Raw genomic sequence first — 16858 nt, forward strand, 5'->3', positions numbered from 1 at the left:
TCTTTACAGTGCGTCGCGCGTGTAGACGATGCGCGTCGTATGCGTCGTCGGATCGCGATACACGAGCGTCGTGCGCTCCAGTTGCGCGCGCTCATGTTCGACGCTTCCGCGGATCACGAAATACTTCGTGGTGACGTCCATCTCGTTCGGATCGATCGTCACCGTCTTGACGCCCGCGCCCGTCAGCGCGAGCTGCACGTTGCCGACATCGTGGAAGAACACCGTCTCCCGGCGCGCGACGAACGCCTGCGCCTGCGACAGATTCATCCCCGGCACCACGGCCGCGATCACTTCGGCGGGCGCGGTGTTCATGTTCACGGCGGTCGTCGTCGGCAGGACGGTCACGAACGGGCGCAGCTTCGCGACCGCTTCCGGCGAAAAGCCCGGCACGTCGAGCAGCGAATCGACGGTGATCATCTGCAAAGGCGCGACGGGCGCGTTGCTGTCCGCGTCCTTCAGGCCGGGATCGTCGGTGAAATTGCCGCCGCCCGTGCCGCCGCCCTGCGCGATCGCCGCGAGCGTCGTCGCTTCGTTGTTCGCGCCGGTCGCCATGGTCGCGCTCGCGCCCGTCTGCGTCTGAAAGCGCGTCGCGGAACGCGCGAGGCCCGCGCGCATCTGCAGTGCGACCGTCTTCGCGAGCGAGCCGTTGATGCCGAGCATCGTGAGCAGCCGCTGGAACGCCTGAATCTGCGCGACGTTGATGGTCAGCACGCCGGGCGTCGGCGTACTGACCAGATTGCGCAGGTTGAACTTCGCCTGCGCGTCCTCGATCGAGCCGGACAGATACGTCGATGCGCCCTGCTGCGCGCGCACTTCGCCGATCTGCCCGAGGAAATCCGACAGCTTCGTCTTCGCGATCGGCACGCCCCACACGCCGCCGAGGTACGTGACCGTCGGCGAGGTATCGGCTTCCGAGCGCAGGATGAGGCGCGTCCAGTCGAGCGCACTGCGCGAAATCCACTGCGCCTGCGCGAGCAGCCGCTGATTCTCGATGCGGCGAATCTGCACCTGCTGACGCCACAGCATGCCCGACACGAGAATCGCCGCGAGCGATACGACCAGAAGCGCGCTGATGATCGCGACGCCGCGTTGCCTTTTCGGGTTCTGGGCGCGCATGCTCATTCTCCGACCAGAAACACGCGCGTGAGCGGCGTCGCGAGCGTGCGCGCGCCGACCGCGATCTGAATGCCCGACACCGCGCGCGCGAGCGGCGCGTTGCCGAGTTGCGGCACCTTCAGGTTGTTGTCGTTCTGGTTGATCTGCGCGAGCACGTCGCTCATGCGCGTCGACCAGCCTTTTTCCGGGATATAGACACGCGTCGCGAGCGAGGCCACGCCGCCCATCAGCGGAATCGAGCTCCAGCCGTCGCCCGTATCGCCCGACGACAACGCGCGCCGCACTTCGCCGACATTCGAAAGCGGCGGCGACGCAAAGCGCACGATGCGCCCGTTCGACAGCCGGTAGCGCACCACCTGAAGCCGCGGCGGCGTGCCCGGCGCGAACACGCCGCGCACGATCTGCAGCGAGCCGTTGCCGACCTGCACGGCGGGCTGGCCGGCTTCGTCGTCGGTGGCGGCCTGGCGCGCGTCGATGCGCATCTGGTCGAACAACTGCGCGACGACGCGCTCGTCTTCCATCGCGTTCTCGATCGTCGCGCGGCCGCGGATCACCGAGTCGAGCCCGCGCCACGACAACACCGCGAGCACCGCGAGAATCGCGATGGCGATCAGCATCTCCAGCAGCGTGAAGCCGCGCTGCGTGGCGCGGCGGTCAGAGCGAGCGGTTCGTTTCATTCGCCACCACCGTGACCATTTGCGCCAGATTGCCGGAGCGGCCCGGCGTCGAGACGAACATCTCGACGCGCCGGAAAATCGGGTTCGGCGTCTGGCTCACGCGCTGCGTGCATACGAGCTTCAGATTGCCCTGCGAGCAGTCGAAGGTGCGCGAGCCGATCGGCGGAAACTGCCGTGAGAGCCGCAGTTGCGCGAGTTCGTTGTCCGCGCTCCAGCCCGCGAGCAGCCGCCGATGCAGGTCCGCTTCGCCCGTCGCGAGCGAGCCGACCGCGCGCACCGAGGCGGCGAGCGCCACCGCGATGATCGCCAGTGCGACGAGCACTTCGATCATCGTGAAGCCGCGCTGAAGTCGACGTTCACGCATCACCGCACCTGATAGCGGCCGTTGCCGCTCCCGACGATGGTCACGCGGCCCACGGCCGAAAACAGCGTGATTTCCATCGGCGCGTCGATGGCTTCGGTGCCGAACACGAGCCGGCTCACCATCTTGTCCGAGTCGAGGAACTGGATCGACACGCCGGTCACGCCGCCTTCCCAGCGGCGCTGGCGCAGGAGGTCGTCGCGCAATGGTCGCCAGCCGTCTTCCGTGCGGATGTCGAAGCGAAACCCGCCGTCGAGCGGCTGCCACGCGATCGGCCGCGCGCGCACCTGCGCCTCGTCGCCCGCCGATTCGAACAGCAGCGCGAGACGTTGCGCTTCCTCATTGAGATCGGTGCGCGGGTTGCGCGTCAGTTGCAGCGACGCGAGCGACACCAGCAAGCCCGCGATCACCAGCACGACGAGCATTTCGAGCAGCGTGAAGCCCGCGTTGCGTCGCGTATGTCGGTGCCTGTTCACGCCGCTGTCCTTCGTCTATCGTGCGATGGTCATTGCCACGAGCCGACATCGGCATCGTTGCCTTCGCCGCCCGCCTTGTTGTCCGCGCCGTAGCTGAACACGTCGACTTCGCCGTGCACGCCCGGATTCAGATATTGATACTGCGCGCCCCACGGATCCGCCGGCAGGCGTTCGAGATAGCCGCCGTCCTTCCAGTTGTTCGGCACGGGTTCGGTCGTCGGCTTTTCGACGAGCGCGCGCAAACCCTGCTCCTGCGTCGGATAGCGGCCGTTATCGAGGCGATACAGCTTCATCGCCTGCATGATGGTGCCGATGTCCTGCTTCGCGGCGACGCGGCGCGCCTCGTCCGGGCGGCTCATGATCTTCGGCACGATCAGCGCGGCGAGAATGCCGAGAATCGCGATCACGACCATGATTTCGATCAGCGTGAAACCGCGCTGACGGCGTCCTTGCGCCTGAGCCTGTTGAATTCGCATGCGGCGTTGTGTCCACAATTGCATGACTGCTACCTCTTGAATTGAAAATATCGTTTCCGGGCCTCATGCCCGGTGATGATTGGAAAAATCGTGCGGCTTCCTGTCTTTCGGAAGCCGCCGGTCATTCTATCGATCCGCTTTCGTCGCGTGCTTCATGCCCGTGCGAGGCATCGCGTCACGCTCAGCGCACCCAGATCGTCGGTCCGGGCGGATTCTGCGGCAGGAAGATCTCCGATTTCACGCCGTTGCGCTCGATGATGATCGAACGCGCGCGCACCTCCGAGAGCTTCACGCCCTGCGTGAGCGGCCCGCCCAGCGACACGGCCTTCGCCGCTTCGCCGCCGTAGCTCACGATGGCCGCCGCGCCGCCCTGCAACGCGAGAATGCCGAACAGATGCACGTCCGAATTGGCCTGACGCTCAAGCCGTCCGCCGAAAATGGTCGCGGCCTGTTCCACCGACGGCGTGCGCGTCGCGGCCGCGGCGGGCAGCGGCGCGGTCTGCCGCGCGGTCAGCGTGACGACCCAGTACGTCACCGTCACGCAAAAGAGCGCGAGCGCGGCGAGTGTCAGTAAGCGAGTTTGAAGGGCGTTCATCACTGCACCAGATTATTCAGTTCGATGATCGGCAACATTACCGCGAGCACGATCACCAGCACCACGCCGCCCATCGCGAGAATCAGCAGCGGTTCGAGCAGGCTCGTGAGGAACATCGTGCGCCGTTCGAGCTCGCGCGCTTCGCCTTCGGATGCGCGATCGAGCATCGTGGTGACGTCGCCGGTCGCTTCCCCCGAGCGGATCAGGTGAACCAGCACGGGCGGAAACGTCTTCGTGTTGCCGAGCGCGCGCGACAGCGACGAGCCTTCGCGCACGCGCACGATCGCGTCGTCGACGTTCTCGCGCATCGCCGTGTTGCTGAGCGTTTCGCCGGCAGCCTGCAGCGCGCGCAGGATCGGCACGCCGGCAGCGGTCAGGATCGCGAGCGTGCTGGCGAAGCGCACCGTGTTGTAGCCGCGCACCAGCTTGCCGATGAGCGGCGCGCCGAGCAGCCACCGGTCGAACGACATGCGCGGCCCGGGCCGCGCGAGGATGGTCTTCACGAGCCACGCGAAAATCACGACGCCGATCAGCATCGCCCACCAGTAACTCCGGACGAAGGACGAGAGCGCCATCATCATGACGGTCAGGAAAGGCAGCGCCTGCTTCGTGCTCGCGAACACGTTCACGACCTGCGGCACGACATAGCTCAGCAGGAACGTGACGATGCCGAACGCGATGAGCGTCACGATGCCCGGATACGTGAACGCCAGAATGATCTTCTGCTTCAGCGCGTTACGTTGTTCGATGTAGTCGGCGAGACGCGACAGCACGAGGCCGAGCTTGCCGGTATGCTCGCCCGCCGCAACGAGCGCGCGATAGATCTCCGGAAAGTCCTTCGGATGCTGCGCGAGCGCGTTGGCGAAGGAATGGCCGCCGAGCACTTCGGCGCGGATCGCGGCCATCAGTTCGCGGATGTAATCGCGTTCGGACTGCTCCGTCAGCACCGCGAGCGTTTCGCCGAGCGGCAGACCCGCGATCAGAAGACTCGCGAGCTGGCGCGTGAGAATCGCCTGCTCGCGCTGCGACAGACGCCGCCCGAGCGACAGCCGCTGCTGACGCTCGCCGCGCGTGCGCGTGCCCGCCGCCTCGACGACGAGCGGTGTCAGCCCCTGCGTGCGCAACTGGCTGCGCGCGGCGCGGGCGCTGTCGGCATCGAGCACGCCTTTCTGCGTCTTGCCCGCGTGGTCGATCGCTTCGAAACGAAAAGCCGGCATACCTTTACTCTCCGCCCGTCACGCGCAGCACTTCTTCCAGCGACGTCACGCCGGCAGCGAGCCAGCGCTCGCCGTCCTCGCGCAGCGTGCGCATGCCCTGCTTGCGGCCCGCTTCGAGAATCTCGGCATCCGCCGCGTTTCGATGGATGAGCGGGCGGATCGCGTCGTCGATCAGAAGCAGTTCATACACGCCGCGACGGCCGACATAACCCGACTGGCCGCATCGCTCGCAGCCGACCGGATGGTAACGCTTCGTGCCGTCTTCCTCGACGCGCTCTTCCTTGCACACCGGGCAGAGCTGGCGCAGGAGACGCTGCGCGAGCACGCCGAGCAGGGACGACGCGAGCAGATACGGCTCCACGCCCATGTCGGTGAGACGCGTGACGGCGGATGCGGCATCGTTCGTGTGCAGCGTCGCGAGCACCAGGTGACCGGTGAGCGATGCCTGCACCGCGATCTGCGCGGTTTCGAGATCGCGGATTTCACCGATCATGATGATGTCCGGATCCTGACGAAGAATCGAACGCAACGCGCGCGCGAACGTCATGCCGATGCGCTCGTTCACCTGCGTTTGCCCGATCCCCGACAAGTCGTATTCGATCGGATCTTCCACCGTCATGATGTTGGTGGTCGTGGTTTCCAGACGCGACATCGACGCATAGAGCGTGGTCGTCTTGCCGGAGCCGGTCGGACCGGTCACGAGCACGATGCCGTGCGGGCGGCCGATCAGCTTGTCGAAGTGGACGAGCGTGTCGCGCGCCATGCCGAGCGTTTCGAGATTCAGGCGCTGTGCGTCCTTTTCCAGGAGACGCAGCACCGCGCGCTCGCCGTGGCCGGTCGGCAGTGTGGAAACGCGCACATCGACCGGACGTCCGCCCACGCGCAACGTGATACGGCCGTCCTGCGGCAGGCGTTTTTCGGCGATATCGAGCTGCGCCATGATCTTGATACGCGAGATCAGCGCGCCGTGCAGCGCTTTCTTCGGGCGCACGACATCGCGCAACGTGCCATCGACGCGAAAGCGCACGACCGACGCGTTCTCGAACGGCTCGATATGAATATCCGATGCCTGCTCGCGCGCCGCCTGCGTGAGCAGCGCGTTGATCATGCGGATGATCGGCGCGTCGTCTTCCGATTCGAGCAGATCCTCGACTTCGGGAATGTCCTGCATCAGGCGAGACAGATCGACTTCGCCTTCCACTTCGCCGACCACTTGCGCCGCGCTGCCGTCGTTGCGGGCGTAGGCCGAATTGATCGCCGCGGCGAGTTCAGCGGCGGGCTTGCGCACGATCGACAGCGCGCCGAAATTGCGCGCGACTTCGGCGAGCGCCGCGTCGGTGGTGCGCTCGCTGATCCATACCTCGATGCTGTCCGCGTGCTGGTGCGCGAGCAGAATCTGCCCGCTGCGCGCGAAGCCGTAGGGCACGAGCCGGGCCGCCAGCGGCGACGCCGCGCTGCTCGCGCTCTCGACTGCACCGTTGACCGTGCTCACGGCCGGACTCCCTGTTGGCCGTTCGTCGCGGCGTTACCCGGCAGGGTGTTGGTCGCCGCGTTGCCCGGCATCGCGTTGGTCGCGCCGTTCGCGGGAAGCGGATAGCTCTGCGGCGGCATCGTCGATTGCGGCGCGGACTGCATCGGCTGCGGCGCCGGACCTGCGTCCGGATTCTGCGGCAGCGTCGTGCTCGGTCCGGGGCCGCGCGTCGTGTTGCTCCAGTCCAGCAGATTCTGGGCCGGCGCGCCGCCGCCCTCGCTCGGACCGAGCGGCTTCGGCGGCATCACCGGCACATTCTGATCCTTGATGAGACGGTTGTCCGTCGTCGAGCCGTACTGCTGCTGACGCAGATAGTCATAGCGCGTGTTGGCGATCTGCGTGGAGGTCGCCTGATCGCGCACGATCACCGGGCGCAGAAACACCATCAGGTTGGTCTTCGTGCGCGTCTTGCTTTCGCTTCTGAACAGGCTGCCGATGAACGGAATGTCGCCGAGCAGCGGAATCTTGCTGTTGTTGTTGTTGTACTGATCCTGCATCAGGCCGCCGAGCACGACGATCTCGCCGTCATCCGCGAGGATGGTCGACTGCACCGAGCGCGTGTTGATGGTCACGCCGCCCGGATCGTTCTTCGTCGTGGTATCGACGCTCGAATCTTCCTGATAGATCTGCATCTTGAGCACGCCGCCGTCGGTGATCTGCGGCTTCACGTGCAGCGTCACGCCGACATCGCGCCGGTCGAACGTGTTGAATGCGGTGACCGAGGTCGCGGCGTTCGCGGTCGGCGTCGCGTAGGAGCCCGTCACGACCGGCACGTTCTGGCCGACGACGATCTTCGCTTCCTCGTTGTCGAGCGTGATCAGGTTAGGCGTCGAGAGGATGTTCGCATCCGCCGATGTCGACAGCGCCTGCAACAGTCCGCCCAGACCGAACAGATTGCCGAAACGGTGCAGCAGCCCGATGTTCACGCCCTGCGCGAGCAGGCCCGTCGCCGATGTGAGCGCGGACGGATTCTGCGCGATCGCGTTGCCCTGCAAGGTCAGATCGACGATATTCGTGTTGCCCTGGCCGAAGCTCGTGCTCCCGTAAAGCGCGTTGTTGCCGCTGTTGGAAAGCAGCGCGCCCTGCCACTGAATGCCGAGGTTCGCGCCCGAGGTCGCGGACAATTCGACGATCAGCGCCTCGATATACACCTGCGCGCGGCGCGCGTCGAGCTGGTCGATCACGGCGCGCAGATTCCGGTAAACCGGGTCGGCCGCCGTGATGATCAGCGAGTTCGTCGCGGCATCGGCCTGGATCATGCCGCCGCCCTGGTCGTTGCCGGACTCGCTGTCCTTGTTCGACGAGAAGCTCGAGTCGCGGTTGCCGGTGCCGCCCGACATCGGATTGTTGCTGCTGCCCGTGCTGCCGCCGAGACCGCCCGGCAGAGGCGGCGTGCCGGACGTGCCGGTAGACATCGACGAACTGCCGAGTCCGCTGCCGCTCTGGCCGAACGAATTCGAGTTCGAGCCGGAACCCGATGTATTGTCCGAATTGTTGTTGCCCTTGCCCATCATCCCGCGCAGCGTCTTGGCGAGGCGCGTGGCGTCGGCATTGCGCAGCGCGACGACGTGCATGTTGCCCGGCTGCGAGGTGGGCGAATCGAGCTTCTGCGCGAGTTGCTTCGCCGCGGCGAGGCGCGAGGCGCTGGACGCGCGGAACATCAGCGAGTTGGTGCGCGCGTCCGGCGTGACCGTGACTTTGAGCGTGGCGTCCGTGCTGCCGACCGCGCCGGGATCGAGCAGCTTGTTCATCTGCTCGGCGACGTCGATGGCGTTCGCGTTCTTCAGCGTCACGACATCGACGGAGCGGCCCGCCGCCGTATCGACGCCCGCGATAATGCCCGCGATGCGGCGCACGTTGTCGGCGTAATCGGTGACGACGAGCGTGTTGTTCGCCGGATAGGCCGCGATGGTGTTGTTCGGCGAGATCAGCGGGCGCAGCACCGGCAAGAGATTGTTCGCCGATTCGTTACGCAACTGAAAGACCTGCGTGATCACCTGATCGCCGCGCGCGGCCGGCGCATTGCCGACATACGTGGGCACGCCCTGCAGCTTGGCGTCGGCTTCGGGCACGACTTTCAGGACGCCGTGATCCTGCACGAGCGCGAAGCCCTGCATGCGCAGCGACGACTGGAGCGTCTTCAGCGCCTGATCCTCGGGAACCGAATTCTCCGAGACCAGGTTGAGTTGCCCCTTCACGCGGGGATCGACGATGATCGTTTTGCCGGTAGCGGCGCCGATCGCTTTCGCGACCTGGTCGATGTCCGCATTGACGAAATTCAACGTCACTTGCGCGTGCGCGGCTTGCGCGACGATAAGTCCCGCCGCCAGCAGTGCCGTCGCGATACGACGCAGTGCCATAGGTTGTCTTCTCATGAATGTGATGTCAGAGCCGGGTCTCTGGGGAGCCGGCTAAGGCAGCACCGCTCCTCAGCCGAGAGCGCTGCTTATCGCGGCGTGGGACGAACAGTTCCGCCCCCTCGCGATCATTTTAAAAAATATGACGATAACAGCATAATGTAACGAAATTGTGCCAATTCGTTCCACATCAGGTCGCCCTTGCTGTTTCGTTCGATACCAATCCAGCGCTCTCAAGCTTTCGAATAACTTGCCGATAGACCGTACTCGGAGCGGTTCCAAAGGTCGGCCGATGCGCGCGGGAGTCGAATTGTACCCCGTCCAGAAGTCTTATTATTCATACATTTAGAACACGTCCGATTGACAGGTCGGGGGCGTTCTTGTGTATGAGGACTTCCGTCGGTCAGCGAGGCGTATGTCTGATAGCCAACTTATGGTCTGATTCGTCAGCCGGTATGATACGGTCGGTTCCGCATTCCGGGCGATTGCAAAATGGGCGGGTTTTCCCCATGCAGTCCGGCCGCGGGCGTTGATTTGTTGGCGTTGGCGCCAAGGCGCCGCAACGGCGGCATGACGTTCCGCATGGGCGGATGGAGTAGAAGGAAGATGAAGAGAACACTGCGACTACTTGCGATATGCGTGCCGCTCACAGCGGCCGCCTCCGCGCACGCAGACTGCTTCGACGAAGCAGCGAAGTACCAGAAGGTCAATCCGCTCATCCTGCGCGCGATCGCATGGCAGGAATCGCACAACAAGCCCGACGCCATCAACAAGAACGCCAATGGCTCGACCGATTACGGGCTGATGCAGATCAACTCGATCCATCTCAATACGCTGGCGCAGTACGGTATTTCGAGCGGCACGCTCATGGAGCCGTGCAAGAGCGTGTACGTCGCGGCCTGGCATCTGCGCCAGAAAATGAACAAGTACGGCAATTCGTGGCAGGCAGTCGGCGCTTACCATTCCGAAACACCTGCGCTCCGCGACAAGTACTCGGCACAGATCATCGAGATCCTGCGCCGCTGGAAACTGCTCCAGGCCACGCGCTGAGCTCAGGCGCACTCGTCGCATGCGCGCCGCGTCCCGCGCGCATTTGATGCAAAATCCCCTATTCGATCGCCCGCGCCGTTCTAACGGCAGCGCGGGCTCGCGCTCGCGCGCTCCATTTCCCGCCACGCTTCCACTGCGATGAACCAGACGCCATTGCCCATTACCGTGCTATCGGGATTCACCGGCGCGGGTAAGACCACGCTCGTCGATGCCCTGCTCGCCAACGCCGACGACATCCGCATCGGCGCCGTGACATGCGGCAAGGCCGCGTCCGCAGCGGATCGCGAAACCACCGAACTGCCCAACGGCTGCCTCGTCCTGACGCTCGGCGACCAGTCGATGGAAGCGCTCGAAAGCGCGATCACCTGGATCGCGGAACAGCAGCGCTTCGATGCGATCGTCGTCGAGTTGCCGGGCGTCGCTCATCCCATGACGATCGCCGAGCATCTCGCGTTCGGCGATGACGACGACGCGACGCTCGCAGGCCGCGCGCATCTCGACACTTTCGTCACCGTGATCGATGCCGCGAGCTTCCTGCGCGACTATGCCTCTTCGGGTTCGCTCGCCGAGCGCGGTCTTGCGCAACAAGGCCACGACGACGAAGACGATCAGACAGTCGTCGAAACGCTCATCGAACAGATCGAGTTCTGCGATGTCATCGTCATCAACAAGATCGATCTCGCCAGTGCGGACGAAGTGGAACGGATCGCGCGCATCCTGCATGGTCTCAATCCGCGCGCGCTCCAGGTGCGGGTGCAATCGGGCAAAGTGCCTTCCGGCGATGTGCTGAACACCGGCCGCTTCGATTTCGATGCGACCGCGAGCGCGCCCGGCTGGCTCGCGATTCTCAACGGCGAGCATGCTGCGAGCGACGAAGCCGATGCATCCGGCGCCGGCCATTTCGTGTATCGCGCGCGCCGGCCGTTTCATCCCGAACGCTTGTGGAACCTCCTGCATCAGGAATGGCCCGGCGTCCTGCGCGCGAAAGGCTTCTTCTGGCTCGCGACGCGCAGCGATGTCGGCGGTTCGCTATCGCAAGCGGGCGGCACGGTCCGGCATGGTCCGGCGGGACTCTGGTGGGCGGCGCAAGATCGCAGCGAATGGCCGACCGACGACCCCGAACTCGAAGCGGAGATCGTCGCGGAATGGTATGGCGATCCGGATGACAACAGCATCGGTGACCGTCGGCAGGAACTGGTGCTGATCGGCGAGCATCTCGATCGGACCGCATGGCAGGACAAGTTCGACGCATGTCTTCTGACCGACGACGAATGGACGCTCGGCCTCGATCGCTGGCAACGCTTCGCCGATCCGTTCCCCGCGTGGGAAGTCGAAGAACACGATCATGACCATGACCACGATCACGATCATGGTCCCGATTGCGATTGCGACGATCATCGGCACTGAAGGCGTGACCGGTTCGAAAGCGAAACACACAGCCGAAAAAAAACCCGCCAATGGCGGGTTATGTATATCGGGCTACTTCGATTCGAGTAGCCGCACAATCGGCAAGAAGCTTACCGCTTGTTCACTGCGTCCTTGAATGCCTTGCCAGCCGTAAACTTGACCGTCTTTGCGGCCGGAATCTTGATGGACTCGCCAGTCTTCGGATTGCGGCCGGTGCGCGCTGCGCGCTTTCCCGAGCCGAAGCTGCCGAAGCCGATCAACTGCACTGCGTCACCTTTCGAGACAGCCTTCTTGATCACTTCGAGCAACGTGTCCAGCGTTTCGCCGGTTTGAGCCTTGCTGGCGCCGGTCTGAGCGGCTACGGCGTCGATCAATTCCTGTTTGTTCATTAAGGTTCCTTTATCAGTTTAGGTTGACACGAACAGCGCGAACGCGCCGATTATACGTGCGCAAACCGTGCAGTCGAGTAGGGACGGCCTTCTGGCGCGCCCGCCCGACGAATCGGCGTTGTTACGCGCCATCTCACCGGCATTGCTCCACTTCGTCGCCTTCACGCCGCCTCTATACGCGGCGCTTGGTATGATAGCGCAGCGCAAACCCAATCAGGATAAGGGTTTCAAAGATTTACCCTTATATTTTTTGGGCTCCCGGCGGTTTTTTCAGCGCAGAACAACTGGGTCCGATCCATGCTACGCGAGCTGATCATCGAATACGGCCTGCCGTTGGTTTTTGCCAACGTTCTGCTCGAATGCCTCGGCCTGCCGCTCCCAGCCTTGCCCACATTGGTTTTGACGGGTGCGATCACGGTCTCCGCGAGCTTCGCATCGGGTGCGGTTTCGGGCTTCGCGTCGGGTGCGTGGGAGCCGCTCGCGGCGATCGTCGTCACGGCGAGCATTGCCGCGCTCATCGGCGACACGCTCTGGTTCTGGCTCGGACGGCGCTACGGCAGCCGCGTGCTCGCCTTCATGTGCAAGGTCTCGATCTCGCGCGATACCTGCGTGAACCGCAGCCTCGACTTCTTCGGGCGCTTCGGCGTGCGCATCCTCGCGTTGTCGAAATTCATTCCCGGCTTGTCGACGCTCGCGATTCCCGTCGCGGGCGCGACCGGCATCGGCCTTGGCAGCTTTCTCTTTTATGACGCGCTCGGCGCGCTGCTGTGGTCCGGCATCGGCGTCGCATTCGGCGCGATCTTCGCCGATCTCGTCGATCGCGCGCTCGCCTGGCTCGACCTGTTCGGGCGCGGCGTGATCGTGCTCGCGGTCGTCGCGCTCGCGCTCTATCTCGCCGTGCGCTGGTGGCAGCGCGTGTCGCTGTTGCGCAGGCTGCGCATGGCCCGCATCGATATCGCGATGCTGCGCGCGCTGCTCGATGGCGAACCGCCGCCGCTCGTCATCGACGTGCGCCGCCGCGAACGACGCGCGATGGACCCGTTCGCGATTCCCGGCGCGCTGCTCCTCCACGACGACGCCGCCACGCAACTCGCCGGCATCGCCCGCGACCGCAAGCTCGTGACGTACTGCGACTGTCCGAGCGAAGTGTCCGCGGCGCTCGCCGCCAAGGAGCTGGTCGCGCATGGCTTCCACGATGTCGCGCCGCTGCTCGGCGGACTCGCCGCATGGCGAGCGGCGGGCTACGCGCTCGAACCGTTGATGATCGAAGACGCGGTGAATGGCGCGGCGCGAGTCATCGCCAAGTCGTCTTCCGCCTGATTTGTCTTTCCCTATCGCATGACCGAATCCCTGCTTTTCGCGCCGCACGATCTCCCCGCGCGCTGGCGGCGCACGCGCGTCTTCACCTTTGTCGATACGACGTTCAGCGCCTTCCTTCCTCTTTGGCAACGCTGGCGCGACGACGATGAACGTTGCGACCGGCTGCACGTCGTGGCCACTGCAACGCTGACCGCGCTGGACGATCCGCCTTCGACCGATGACGCATCGCCGCTCGCAACCGAGCTCGCGCGTGCGTGGCCGATGCGCGTGCCGGGCGTGCATCGGCTGGAGTTCGACGAAGGACGCGTGGTGCTGACGCTCGCCATCGGCGATGACGCGCACGAGATGCTGTCGAAACTCTGGTTGCGCGCCGATGCATTCCATCTCGAAGCAACCGACGATCCGCGCAAGCTGTGCAAAACGCTAGCGCGTTTCGCCGGCGACGGCGCGACAGTGTCCGCGAACGCATCCGGGCCGCTTGATGTGTCGTTGCGCCGCGCGCTGGAATCGTCGGGCTTCGAGTGCCTGTCGGCGGCGACGGACACGCCGCTCATCGCACGCTTCGCGCCGCGTTGGCGCGTGCGCCGTCACGAACCGCCGCTTCCTTGCGACGCGAAGACGCGCGAGGCTATCGTCATCGGCGCGGGACTCGCGGGCTGCGCGGTGAGCGCGCGGCTCGCCGGTCGCGGCTGGCAGGTCACGCTGATCGATCGTCACGCGTTGCCCGCGCGCGATGCATCGGGCAATCCGGCCGGCGTGTTTCATCCTATCGTCTGGCGCGACGACAGCGTCGCCGCTCGCCTCACGCGCGCGGGCTTTCTCTACGCATTGCGCCGATGGCACGCGCTCGAAGATGCCAGTCACGACTTGATGCGCAGCGACGCGGGCCTGCTTCAGATCGCCGATACGCCCGAGGACGCCGATGCGCTCGCCGGCGCCATCGCGCGCTTCGCGTATCCAACCGACTACGTGCAGCCGATGACGCGCGACGAGGCATCGCGCATCGCTGGCGTCGATGTCGCACGCGGCGGCTGGTTCTTTCCGCGCGGCGGTGCGATCTCGCCCGCGGCCGTTTGCGCCGCGCAACTCGCCGACGGCGCGGCCCGGATCACGTCGCGCATGAAGACCGAAGTGACGCGCATCGCGCACGATGGCGACGTCTGGACCGCGTTCGATTCGAGCGGCGGCAAGATCGCCAGCGCGCCGGTGATGGTGCTCGCGAACGCGCACGATGCCGCGCGTCTCGCTGGTCTATACGGTGCGCCGACACGCAACGTGCGCGGTCAGCTCACCGTGCTCGATTCATCCGCGCTCGATGCCCTGCGCGCGCCGGTCGTTGGAGAAGGCTACGCGGTGCCGCTTGGCGCGGACGGCGCGCTCATCGGTGCGACCTATGACATCGACGATCCCGACCGCGACATCCGCGACGCCGGGCATCGGGAGAACATCGAGCGCGTCGCGGGCATGTTGCCGGATCTCGCGCGCGCGCCGGGAGAAATCCGCGCGGGCCGCGTCGCGTTCCGCTGCGTGACGAGCGACCGCATGCCGATGATCGGCCAGCTCGCCGATGAGAGCGCCGCGCGCCGCGATGCGCATCGGCTTTCGGGCGCGTGGCCGCTTGATCTGCCACGTATGCCGGGTCTATACGGCGCATTCGCATTCGGCTCGCGCGGGCTCGTCTGGGCGACGCTCGCGGCCGAACTGATCGCGTCGCAGGTCGAAGGAGAACCGTGGCTCATCGAACGCGAACTCGCCGACGCCATCGACCCCGCCCGATTTTTGCTCAGGGCACTTCGTCATGGAGAAATCGGCTCGACATAGTTGTTCTCGGCGCGCTGTGGATAACCCGTCGAATTGCAGGTGAAACTCTTGTGAACGCGATGTGCACGTAAACGGGACAACTGCGCCGTCACGTTTACGCGCCCAGAAGTTGTTCCGGGTTGACCGCGTAGCGCCAACATGTTTACGGCCCGCTTCTGCTTTGTCCAATTGATTGAATGAAAAGACGAAACCGATGTTATCCACAGAAGCGGCGACCTCTTGTTAACTACTACTACGTTTATATACAGTAAACCTGTAAACACCTGACGGCGGGGCCGTCGGTCGGGCGTAAACGAAAAGTCCGAACGCCATGCAAGCAGCAACCGGTCAGCCTTTCCAGCCGGGACGAGAACAGGCAGTCGCTTTTACTTCATAAGAATCATGAGCTTGGACTTTCTGTCAGGGGAACCGAGGTATGGCACAATCGCGCTTCTTCCTGCGTCGCGCCGTTCGGACGGCGACCGCTTCAATGGAACGATGGTTGCGCGCCAAGAATCTGATCAACGAAGCCGCGCCGTCGTTTGCTGTGTTCGGCCCGGCATTCGAGCAGGCGCCGCATGTGTTGCCCGTGTCACACGGATCCGAGATCTCCGGTGCGACATTGGGCGCGTGCAAGGCGCATCGCAGCCAGCCGAACGCGTCGTCTAATCCGTGCACGGCCCGACCGTGACGCCGTGTTCGTTCGCATTTCGTTTCGCCTGAATGAACCAACGCTCGCATAGCCGGGCGGATGCGCCTCGCCCGCGAGCGCGCGCCGTCGATGCGAGTCACGCAACGGAACGTGCACGCTCTGCTGCAGCTACGAAGGAGAAGCCAATACGATGAATTCGGCATTTTCATTTTTGCCCGTCTGGCCGCTCGAACCCGATGCCATTTTCTGGGCCGGTCTCGCGCTCATTACGGCGGGACTCGCCGGAGAGCTTTTATGGCGTGCGTGGCGGCTGCCGCGCATCACCGGTTTCGCGGTGATCGGGCTGATCGCGGGCAACGCGGGTCTCGGCGTGATCGACTCGAGCGCGGGCGGCCTGTCGCGGCCGCTGCTCGATGTCGCGCTCGGGCTGCTGCTCTTCGAACTGGGCGGCCGGCTCGATCTGCGCTGGATCCGCCGCAATCCGTATCTGATTCTGTCGAGCATCGCCGAGTCGACGCTCACGTTCGGCCTCGTGCTGATCGCGCTGACGCTGCTCAACGTGCCGACGATGCCATCGGTCGTGGTCGCGGCCATCGCGATGGCCACGTCGCCCGCGATGGTCATTCAGCTGAAGACCGAACTGCGCGCCGAAGGCCAGGTCACGCAACGTCTCTTGACGCTGACCGCGCTGAACAGCATGTACGCGGTGATCGTGGAGAAGCTCGCGGCCGGCGTGCTGCATCAGGAAATCTACGGCAATGCGCTCGCGACGATCCTGCAGCCGCTCTATCTTCTGATCGGCTCGCTCGTGCTCGCGTTCCTGCTCGCGCGTGCCTGCAATATGCTGGTGCGGCGTCTGCCCGCCAACGACGAGCATTCGTTCGTCGCGCTCTTCGGGCTCGTGCTGCTGGCGATCGCGGTCGCGCACATCTTCAAGCTATCGACGATTCTCGCGCTGCTCGCCGCGGGCATCATCGTGAAGAATGCTGACGAGCGGCCGCAACTCTGGCCGTCGCATTTCGGCTCCGCTGGATGGCTGCTCACCGTCATTCTTTTTGCGCTGACGCTGACGTCGTTCCACTGGCGCGATATCGCGCTCGGCGGCGTCGCGGCGCTCGGGCTGATCGTCGCGCGCTTCGTCGGCAAGCTCGTCGGCGTGCTGATTTTCGCGAAGCCGAGCGGACTCGACTGGAAGCAAGGCGCGGCGCTCGGCGTCGCGCTGACGCCGATGTCGGCGCTCGCGTACGTGCTCGTCGACGACATGTACGTGCTCTATCCGGACTACGATCCGACGCTGCGCGCGATCATCATGTGCTCTATCGTCGTGCTGCAGATCGTCTCGCCTTTCGTGGTGTACCGTAGCCTGTCGGCAGTCGGCGAGCGGCGCGAGTGATCGCGCCCGCCCTGCCCAGGCATTGATCATTCAAGAGGCGT

The 16858-nt window shown here is 64.8% G+C and carries 15 protein-coding genes; 5 read left to right on the forward strand and 10 right to left on the reverse strand.

The window, feature by feature from the left end; translation table 11 throughout:
• Positions 1-3: 3 nt before the first annotated feature.
• The 9 genes from gspK to gspD all read right to left on the reverse strand — a co-directional run bounded on the left by gspK (position 4) and on the right by gspD (position 8809).
• Complete coding sequence (gspK, locus tag PQR08_RS13810; RefSeq protein WP_187608117.1) at positions 4-1122, reverse strand: type II secretion system minor pseudopilin GspK; 1119 nt, start codon at positions 1120-1122, stop codon at positions 4-6.
• Positions 1119-1793, reverse strand: a complete 675-nt coding sequence (locus PQR08_RS13815; RefSeq protein WP_187608116.1) for a PulJ/GspJ family protein — start codon at positions 1791-1793, stop codon at positions 1119-1121. Before PQR08_RS13815 ends, gspK begins: the two co-directional genes overlap by 4 nt.
• Complete coding sequence (gspI, locus tag PQR08_RS13820; RefSeq protein WP_408161495.1) at positions 1771-2157, reverse strand: type II secretion system minor pseudopilin GspI; 387 nt, start codon at positions 2155-2157, stop codon at positions 1771-1773. Before gspI ends, PQR08_RS13815 begins: the two co-directional genes overlap by 23 nt.
• Positions 2157-2630, reverse strand: coding sequence for a GspH/FimT family pseudopilin (locus PQR08_RS13825; RefSeq protein WP_408161497.1), 474 nt, complete (start codon positions 2628-2630; stop codon positions 2157-2159). Before PQR08_RS13825 ends, gspI begins: the two co-directional genes overlap by 1 nt.
• A gap of 29 nt (positions 2631-2659) precedes the next feature.
• Positions 2660-3130: a type II secretion system major pseudopilin GspG gene (gene gspG / locus PQR08_RS13830; RefSeq protein WP_035499417.1), complete on the reverse strand. Its 471-nt coding sequence runs from the start codon at positions 3128-3130 to the stop codon at positions 2660-2662.
• Between the two features lie 157 nt (positions 3131-3287).
• A complete protein-coding gene (locus PQR08_RS13835) occupies positions 3288-3701 on the reverse strand; it encodes a general secretion pathway protein GspC (protein ID WP_187608113.1) in 414 nt (137 codons plus the stop codon).
• Complete coding sequence (gene gspF, locus PQR08_RS13840) at positions 3701-4918, reverse strand: type II secretion system inner membrane protein GspF (RefSeq protein ID WP_035499414.1); 1218 nt, start codon at positions 4916-4918, stop codon at positions 3701-3703. The genes PQR08_RS13835 and gspF overlap by 1 nt, the downstream gene beginning before the upstream one ends.
• Positions 4919-4922: 4 nt before the next feature.
• Positions 4923-6410, reverse strand: a complete 1488-nt coding sequence (gene gspE, locus PQR08_RS13845; protein ID WP_035499413.1) for a type II secretion system ATPase GspE — start codon at positions 6408-6410, stop codon at positions 4923-4925.
• On the reverse strand, positions 6407-8809 hold the full coding sequence (gene gspD / locus PQR08_RS13850; protein WP_238285985.1) for a type II secretion system secretin GspD: 2403 nt from the start codon (positions 8807-8809) through the stop codon (positions 6407-6409). The genes gspE and gspD overlap by 4 nt, the downstream gene beginning before the upstream one ends.
• A gap of 603 nt (positions 8810-9412) precedes the next feature.
• Between gspD and PQR08_RS13855 the strand changes: the two genes are divergently transcribed.
• Together PQR08_RS13855 and PQR08_RS13860 are read left to right on the forward strand one after the other, a co-directional pair.
• Positions 9413-9856: a lytic transglycosylase domain-containing protein gene (locus tag PQR08_RS13855; RefSeq protein WP_035499410.1), complete on the forward strand. Its 444-nt coding sequence runs from the start codon at positions 9413-9415 to the stop codon at positions 9854-9856.
• Between the two features lie 138 nt (positions 9857-9994).
• Positions 9995-11263, forward strand: a complete 1269-nt coding sequence (locus tag PQR08_RS13860; RefSeq protein WP_408161501.1) for a GTP-binding protein — start codon at positions 9995-9997, stop codon at positions 11261-11263.
• A gap of 110 nt (positions 11264-11373) precedes the next feature.
• On the opposite strand, the gene PQR08_RS13865 is transcribed toward PQR08_RS13860, so the two are convergent.
• A complete protein-coding gene (locus PQR08_RS13865; protein ID WP_008352404.1) occupies positions 11374-11652 on the reverse strand; it encodes an HU family DNA-binding protein in 279 nt (92 codons plus the stop codon).
• Between the two features lie 297 nt (positions 11653-11949).
• Here PQR08_RS13865 and PQR08_RS13870 point away from each other — a divergent pair, with 297 nt between their 5' ends.
• From PQR08_RS13870 to PQR08_RS13880, 3 genes are all read left to right on the forward strand, one after another.
• Complete coding sequence (locus PQR08_RS13870; protein WP_408161503.1) at positions 11950-12972, forward strand: VTT domain-containing protein; 1023 nt, start codon at positions 11950-11952, stop codon at positions 12970-12972.
• Between the two features lie 18 nt (positions 12973-12990).
• Entirely contained in the window at positions 12991-14793 is a 1803-nt protein-coding gene (gene mnmC1, locus PQR08_RS13875; RefSeq protein WP_408161505.1) for an FAD-dependent 5-carboxymethylaminomethyl-2-thiouridine(34) oxidoreductase MnmC1, read from the forward strand.
• An 821-nt stretch (positions 14794-15614) separates the two neighbouring features.
• Positions 15615-16817: a cation:proton antiporter gene (locus PQR08_RS13880; RefSeq protein ID WP_035499403.1), complete on the forward strand. Its 1203-nt coding sequence runs from the start codon at positions 15615-15617 to the stop codon at positions 16815-16817.
• The last annotated feature ends 41 nt before the right edge of the window (positions 16818-16858 follow it).

The organism is Caballeronia jiangsuensis (assembly GCF_046030135.1).
GTDB classification, from domain to species: domain Bacteria; phylum Pseudomonadota; class Gammaproteobacteria; order Burkholderiales; family Burkholderiaceae; genus Caballeronia; species Caballeronia jiangsuensis.

Excerpts from the sequence above, each read along its gene's own strand:
- PQR08_RS13870 (WP_408161503.1), top strand. The coding sequence starts at position 11,950 with ATGCTACGCGAGCTGATCATCGAATACGGCCTGCCGTTGGTTTTTGCC.
- mnmC1 (WP_408161505.1), top strand. The coding sequence starts at position 12,991 with ATGACCGAATCCCTGCTTTTCGCGCCGCACGATCTCCCCGCGCGCTGG.
- PQR08_RS13865 (WP_008352404.1), bottom strand. The coding sequence starts at position 11,652 with ATGAACAAACAGGAATTGATCGACGCCGTAGCCGCTCAGACCGGCGCC.
- gspI (WP_408161495.1), bottom strand. The coding sequence starts at position 2,157 with ATGCGTGAACGTCGACTTCAGCGCGGCTTCACGATGATCGAAGTGCTC.
- gspK (WP_187608117.1), bottom strand. The coding sequence starts at position 1,122 with ATGAGCATGCGCGCCCAGAACCCGAAAAGGCAACGCGGCGTCGCGATC.
- PQR08_RS13860 (WP_408161501.1), top strand. The coding sequence starts at position 9,995 with ATGAACCAGACGCCATTGCCCATTACCGTGCTATCGGGATTCACCGGC.
- gspG (WP_035499417.1), bottom strand. The coding sequence starts at position 3,130 with ATGCAATTGTGGACACAACGCCGCATGCGAATTCAACAGGCTCAGGCG.
- gspD (WP_238285985.1), bottom strand. The coding sequence starts at position 8,809 with ATGGCACTGCGTCGTATCGCGACGGCACTGCTGGCGGCGGGACTTATC.
- gspF (WP_035499414.1), bottom strand. The coding sequence starts at position 4,918 with ATGCCGGCTTTTCGTTTCGAAGCGATCGACCACGCGGGCAAGACGCAG.
- PQR08_RS13855 (WP_035499410.1), top strand. The coding sequence starts at position 9,413 with ATGAAGAGAACACTGCGACTACTTGCGATATGCGTGCCGCTCACAGCG.
- PQR08_RS13835 (WP_187608113.1), bottom strand. The coding sequence starts at position 3,701 with ATGAACGCCCTTCAAACTCGCTTACTGACACTCGCCGCGCTCGCGCTC.
- PQR08_RS13815 (WP_187608116.1), bottom strand. The coding sequence starts at position 1,793 with ATGAAACGAACCGCTCGCTCTGACCGCCGCGCCACGCAGCGCGGCTTC.
- PQR08_RS13880 (WP_035499403.1), top strand. The coding sequence starts at position 15,615 with ATGAATTCGGCATTTTCATTTTTGCCCGTCTGGCCGCTCGAACCCGAT.